Here is a 3,081-nt window from a genome sequence, read left to right on the forward strand (position 1 = left end):
ACTTTTTAGCCATCATTGGTCCAAATGGTGGCGGTAAATCTACACTTTTAAAACTAATACTTGGGCTTATAAAACCTCAAAGTGGAAAAATCGAGAAAAAAATTAAAAATGATTTTATTGGTTACGTTCCTCAAAATACAAATTTAAATATCGATTTTCCAATTACAGCTTTAGAAGTTGTACTAATGGGACATATTGGAAAAAAGAAAAAACTATTTGGTTATAGCAAAGAAGATACAGCTTGTGCTATGAACTCTTTGAAAAAAGTAGGAATGCAAGGTTTTGAAAATAGAAAAATTGGTGACTTAAGTGGAGGTCAAAGACAAAGGGTTTTTATTGCACGTGCTTTATGTGCTAATCCTAAGGTTATGCTTCTTGATGAACCAACTGCAAGTATAGATGTAAAAGGACAAAATGAAATATATGAATTATTAAAAGAGTTAAATCAATCAATTTGTATAGTAGTAGTTAGTCATGATATATCTGTACTTTTAAATTATGCAAAAAATGTTGCTCATGTAAATAGAAATCTTGTTTATCATAACTTAGAAAATATACAAAAAAATATAAATACTACAGATGAACATTTGTGTGAAGTTGAGCTTCTTTCTGCTCTTGGACAAACACAAACTTGTTGTGATCATAAACATTAAGGCTTAATAAAATGTTAGAAATATTAGAATATGATTTTATTCAAAATGCATTAATTGCAGGAGTCTTAATATCAATTGCTGCTGGAATAATTGGTTCACTTGTTGTTGTAAATAAAATAACATTTTTAACAGGTGGAATTGCTCATAGTTCATATGGTGGAATAGGTCTTGCTATTTACTTAGGTTTACCTGTTTTATTTGGTGCTACAGTATTTGCAATTATTACAGCTGTTATAATTGCAATATTAACACTAAATAATCGTACACGAGTAGATGCACTAATTGGTATGATGTGGGCATTTGGAATGGCTATTGGGATAGTATTTGTTGATTTAACACCTGGCTATAATGTTGATTTGTTATCTTATCTTTTTGGCTCTATTATTGCAGTTTCTAGTGATGATATCTTATATATGGGTATTTTAGATATTTTTATTATATCAATAATAGGGATATTTTATAAAGAGATACTTGCTGTTTCTTATGATAGTGAGTTTGCAAAACTAAGAGGTATAAATGTAAAGTTCTTTTATACTTTGATTTTAATTCTAGCTGCTCTTTGTGTGGTTGCTGCAATTAAAGCAGTAGGGCTTATATTAGTAATTGCACTATTAACAATACCAACATATTTAGCTGAAACATTTGCAAACAAACTATCAACAATGATGGTTTTAAGTTCAATCCTTGCTACAATTTTTACAGTATTAGGGCTTGTAATATCTTACTTATATGATATTAGTTCAGGTGCAAGTATTATTATTGTTGCTGTTGTGATTTTATCTATTGTAAAACTATTTAAGTTAATAAAAAAGTAAAATCATTTTATTGCGCTATAATACAAAAAATTAAAAGAAACGGAATTACTTAAATGAGTGAACAAAAAATAAATGAAAAAATATATGTTGGTGAAATAAATACACTAGCAATATATAGAGATAGCGAACCTGGTATGTATTTAATAAGTGAAGATAAAGAAGAAGTACTTCTTCCTAATGCTTATGTAACAAATGATATGGAGCTTGGTTCTTTTATTGATGTATTTATATACACAGATAGTGAAGATAGATTAGTAGCTACAACTTTAGAACCATATTTATATGTAAATGAATTTGCATATTTAGAAGTTGTAGATACTGCAGCTTTTGGAGCATTTGTTGATATTGGATTACCAAAAGATATTTTAGTACCAAAAAATAAACAAAGAAGTATTTTTCATAAAGGACATAAAAAAGTTCTAAAAATGATTCTTGATGAAAAAACAGATAGATTAATTGCTACTGAAAAATATACTTTAGAAAAAGATATTAAAGGTCTAAAAGAAAAAGATGAGGTAGAAATTTTAGTTTATTCTAAAACTCCTCTTGGATATAAAGTAATTGTTGATGATTTATATGATGGTATGATTTATCACACTGAAATTTTTGAAAAAGTATACTTTGGTGATAGAAAAAGAGCTTATGTTAAAAAAATTAGAGATGATGATAAGTTAGATATTTCATTACAAGAGATTGGAAATAAAGTAAAAGATGATAAAGTTCTTGAAGTTTTAAAACAAAAGGGTGGAAGTTTACCATTTACTTATAAAAGTGATGCAGAAGATATTAAAAATACATTTGGTGTAAGTAAAAAATCTTTTAAAGCATCATTAACAAAACTGTTAAATGAAGAAAAAATAGTACTAGAAGAAACAGGTATTAAAATTAAATAGATAAATTAAGTTTTAATTTAATTAAATTAAGACAAAATTTATCCTATTTAAAATATAATATCAAAAATTTAATATTAATAGGAATAAAATATGGCAACAACAATGTTAAAAGGTAATGAAGTAACTTTAAGTGGAACAGAATTAAACGTTGGAGATACAGCTCCAGTTGTAACAGTAGTAGCAAAAGATTTATCTGATGTTCAAATCGGTGGAGAAAATGGTAAATCACAAATTGTAGTAGTAGTACCTTCTTTAGATACTCCTGTATGTGCAGCTGAAACTAGAAAATTCAACGAAGAAGCAGCTAAAATTGAAAATGCTGAAGTAATCGTAGTTTCTATGGATTTACCTTTTGCAATGGGAAGATTTTGTACAACTGAAGGAATTGAAAACTTAACTGTTGGTTCTGACTTTAGAGCAAAAGCATTCGCTAAATCTTACGGTGTATTAGTTGCATCAGGACCATTAGCAGGTGTTACTTGTAGAGCAATTTTCGTAATTAATGCTTCAGGTGTTATTACTTATAAAGAAATTTGTCCAGAAATTACTGAAGAGCCAAACTATGATGCAGCATTAGCAGCAGCAAATGGTGCTACTTCAACTTCTTGTTGTGGTTCTTGTCATTAATCAATGACTAGAATTTTATAAATAGATATAATTTCTAAAAATTAAAAATCACTCTTTTTTGAGTGATTTTTTTATTTAGGAGATTATATGTTT

The 3,081-nt window shown here is 27.7% G+C and carries 4 protein-coding genes; all 4 read left to right on the forward strand.

Features of this window, described 5'->3' with window-relative positions:
- Positions 1-653: metal ABC transporter ATP-binding protein (locus ACERKK_RS12460; protein ID WP_373773401.1), on the forward strand; the 653-nt coding region annotated here is incomplete at its 5' end.
- 11 nt (positions 654-664) lie between these two features.
- The gene (locus ACERKK_RS12465) at positions 665-1,468 is read left to right on the forward strand and encodes a metal ABC transporter permease (protein ID WP_373773402.1); all 804 of its coding nucleotides are present in this window, start codon (positions 665-667) and stop codon (positions 1,466-1,468) included.
- Positions 1,469-1,521: 53 nt separating this feature from the next.
- Positions 1,522-2,361 carry a S1 RNA-binding domain-containing protein gene (locus tag ACERKK_RS12470; RefSeq protein ID WP_373773403.1) on the forward strand — a complete coding sequence of 280 codons (840 nt, stop codon included), beginning with the start codon at positions 1,522-1,524 and terminating at the stop codon, positions 2,359-2,361.
- A 90-nt stretch (positions 2,362-2,451) separates the two neighbouring features.
- Positions 2,452-2,988 (forward strand): thiol peroxidase Prx-SUH, encoded by a 537-nt coding sequence (gene prx-suh, locus ACERKK_RS12475; RefSeq protein WP_373773404.1) that lies wholly within the window; start codon positions 2,452-2,454, stop codon positions 2,986-2,988.
- The last annotated feature ends 93 nt before the right edge of the window (positions 2,989-3,081 follow it).

This window comes from Poseidonibacter sp. (assembly GCF_041821165.1).
In the GTDB taxonomy this organism is placed as follows: Bacteria; Campylobacterota; Campylobacteria; order Campylobacterales; family Arcobacteraceae; genus Poseidonibacter.